The organism is Caulobacter sp. D5, from assembly GCF_003185805.1.
In the GTDB taxonomy this organism is placed as follows: Bacteria; Pseudomonadota; Alphaproteobacteria; order Caulobacterales; family Caulobacteraceae; genus Caulobacter.
On record NZ_QHJY01000425.1, the window covers coordinates 1 to 2,913 of the forward strand.

At 69.6% G+C, this 2,913-nt stretch carries 3 protein-coding genes; all 3 read right to left on the reverse strand.

What is annotated here, in order from left to right; translation table 11 throughout:
• Window positions 1-160: 160 nt before the first annotated feature.
• Window positions 161-769, reverse strand: a complete 609-nt coding sequence (locus tag DMC18_RS22755) for a TetR/AcrR family transcriptional regulator (RefSeq protein WP_110121197.1) — start codon at window positions 767-769, stop codon at window positions 161-163.
• A complete protein-coding gene (locus tag DMC18_RS22760) occupies window positions 769-2,364 on the reverse strand; it encodes a DHA2 family efflux MFS transporter permease subunit (protein WP_110121196.1) in 1,596 nt (531 codons plus the stop codon). Before DMC18_RS22760 ends, DMC18_RS22755 begins: the two co-directional genes overlap by 1 nt.
• Window positions 2,365-2,376: 12 nt before the next feature.
• A partial coding sequence (locus DMC18_RS22765; protein ID WP_146218178.1) for an HlyD family secretion protein occupies window positions 2,377-2,913 on the reverse strand: 537 nt, incomplete at its 5' end.

The following is a 2,913-nucleotide window of genomic DNA, read 5'->3' on the forward strand; positions in this document are numbered from 1 at the left end:
CCTCTCCCCTTGCGGGAGAGGGTGGCCTCCGAAGGAGGTCGGGTGAGGGGTCTCTCAGAAGTCGAACGCCGCGACAGCCGTCCCGCTGTCGCGGCGTTTTGCGTTTGCGCGACCCCTCATCCGTCGGCTTCGCCGACACAAGGGGAGAAGGGCGCCGGGTCTAAGGCGCGTACGCCCGCATGAACCGCGCCGCCGCCGCCGCCGCCAGGGCGTTGAACTCCGCCGCCGTGCGGTCCGAGGGCAGGCGGAGCAGGGCGCGCAGTTGGCTGTGGCCCAGCACCATGCCGGCGAAGAACTCGGCCGCCTGTTCGGGATCGTCGACGGCCAGGCGGCCCAGCTTCGTCTCGGTCTCCAGGAACGCCGCCAGCTGGCGACGCGTCTGGCGGGGTCCGGCCTCGAACACCTCGTTGGCGACGTCGGGCATCTCGCCCGCGCCCTGGATGATCACCCGCAGCACCGAATAGCCGTTGGTGGTGATCACCGTCTCCAGCATCGAGCGGGCGAAGGCCTCCAGGGCCTCTTGCGGATTGTCCACCGCGCCCGGCTCGCGCAGCGGGGCGGTGATGCGGGCGACGCGGCGGGCCATCAGCGCCTTCACCAGCTCGGCCTTGGAGCCGTAGTGGTTGTAGACCGTCTGCTTGGAGACCCCCGCGCGGCGGGCGATCTCCTCCATCGGGGCGGAAAGGCCGCGCTGGCCGATCACCTCGACGGCGGCGTCGAGGATGGCTTCGGTCTTGGCGACGTCGATCTGGCCGGCGATCCTGGGCATCAGTGGGCGTCCGAAGGCGGAGGCGGCAGCACCTTGGGCGGGGCCGCCAGCAGGCTGACCACGGCGGCGGCGAAGCAACCGTAGGCCAGCAGGGTGAAGCTGTCGCCGAAGGCCAGCACGGTTGACTGCTGGGTGAGCATCTGGCCGATCGCCTTGCGCGCCGCGCCGTCCGGATCGGTGACGCCCAGCTGCTGCATGCGCGCGGCCAGGCCCGCCATCATGGTCGAGGTCTCGCCGCCGGCCATCACCTTCGACGACATGTCGTTGAAGTAGAGGGCGGTCTGCTGGGTGATGCTGGTGGCCAGCAAGGCCAGGCCGATGGCGCCGCCGGTGTTGCGCGCCAGATTCACGAGGCCGGATGCGTTCTTGACCATGTGCTGGGGCAGGGTGCTCATCGTGATCTGCTGGGTGGCGATCATCGCGATCATGACCCCGACGCCGCGACAAGCCTGGACCCCGGCGAATTCCCAGAAACCCCAGTTTTTGGTCACGCCGTGGGCCATGTACATGCCCCAGCCCGCCAGCAGGAAGCCGATGCACATGGGGATGCGCGGATCCATCTTGCGCACGATGCGGCCGGCGACCGGGCCGGTGGCGAACATCGACAGGCCCGAGACGACCATGGTCGTGCCCACTTCCGAGGCCGAATAGCCCCGCACGCGGCTGAGGAACTGCGGCAGCAGGAAGGTGCCGCCGAACAGGCTGGCGCCCGAGATCGCGGTCATCAGCACGCCGATGCTGAAGTTGCGGTTGGCGAAGGCCCTAAGCTCGACGATCGGGTTCTTGTAGGTCAGTTGCCGCCAGATGAAGATCACGCCGGTGGTCACCGCCACGACGGTCAGGCCCAGGATCAGGTCGTCGTCGAACCAGTTCTCCTTGGCGCCTTCCTCCAGCACGTACTGCATGCTCATCAGGAAGGCGGCCATGACCGCCAGGCCCGTCCAGTCGAAGCCCTTGGCCAGGCTCGGGTCGCCCTTGTCGAAGTCGCCCCACTTGGCGACCGCGAACAGCACCAGGATCCCGGGCGGGACGTTGATGAAGAACAGCCAGCGCCAGGACAGCCACTCGGTCAGGTGCCCGCCCAGGGTCGGGCCGACGGTCGGGGCCAGGGTGACGATCAGGCCCATGATGACGCTGGCGGTGATCCGGCGCTCGGGCGGGAAGGCGGTGAAGGCCACGGCGAACACCGTCGGGATCATCGCCCCGCCGATGAAGCCCTGCAGGGCCCGCGTCAGGATCATCATGTCGATCGACGAGCTCAGGCCGGTGGCCACGCTCATGACGATGAAGCCCAGGCACGAGGCCATGTAGAGGCGCTGGGTGCCCCACAGCCGCGACAGATATCCCGACAGCGGGATCATCACGACCTCGGGGATCAGGTAGGCGGTCTGGATCCAGCTGACCTGGTCGGTGCTGGCGCCGACGCCGGCCTGGATCTGCGGCAGCGAGGCGGCCACGATCTGGATGTCGAGGATGGCCATGAACTGGCCGATGACCATGGCCCCGAAGCCGAGGAACAGCTTGGTCCAGTCGACCTCGGCCGCCGGCTTAGCCGGCGGGGCCTTGGCGGAGGCGGGGAGGGCGGCGTCGGTCACGACGGCGCGGCCTTAGCGGCTTTGAGCCGGGTGCGGGGCGTCCTGGCGGGCGACCTGCGGTCCCTGGGCGGCGTCGGCGAACGAGGCGCCCGAGCGGTCGCGCACATCGACCTTGACCTCGACCGACAGGCCGGGGCGCAGGGCCGCGCCCAGCTTGCTGCGGTCGACGACGATCTTCACCGGCAGGCGCTGGGTGATCTTGGTGAAGTTGCCCACCGCGTTCTCGACCGGGATCAGGGCGAACTCCTGGCCGGTGGCCGGGGCGAAGCTGTCGACCTTGCCGACGATCTTCTGCTTGCCGAAGGCGTCGGCCTTGATCTCGACCGGCTGGCCGATGCGCAGGCGCGAGACCTGGGTCTCCTTGAAGTTGGCGACGATGAAGCTCTGGCCCAGGGGCACGACCGACATCAGCGACGTGCCCGGCTGCACCAACTGGCCCGGGCGCACGCTGCGGGCGCCGACCACGCCGGCGGCGGGGGCGCGGATCACGGTGCGCTCCAGGTCGAGACGGGCCTGGTCGACGGCGGCGTGGGCCGCGGCGGCCTGGGC